Genomic DNA, 315 nt, shown 5'->3' on the forward strand with positions numbered 1-315 from the left:
CGCGTAGGCGGCCTGGACGTACAGCGCATCGCCCGGAGCGATGAACGGCGCGTTGACCTTGATGCCGCCCTGCACGGCGAAGCCGTAGGCGGTGTTGGCGTGCGGGATGCTCAGGTTCGAGCCGCCCGTGGCCGCCGTCGCCGCGGTGCCGAGGCCGGCGCCCGGGATGAAGCCGAGGTTGTTCTGCACGTTGTTGATGTTGAGCTCGTGCATGGCGGCAGAGACCTGGGCCGAGCCCCAGGCCTGATCGAGGCGGAGCACGCCGACGACGTCGGGGATCCGGCTCTTCTCGATGCCGTCGACGAAGTTGAAGCG

1 protein-coding gene is annotated in these 315 nt (G+C 69.2%); it reads right to left on the reverse strand.

All coding sequences use genetic code 11. The annotated features are described in order from the left end of the window. Nucleotides 1-315: porin (locus ACLBX9_RS02420; protein ID WP_447717764.1), on the reverse strand; the 315-nt coding region annotated here is incomplete at both ends.

The sequence above is a fragment of the Methylobacterium sp. A49B genome (assembly GCF_053346215.1).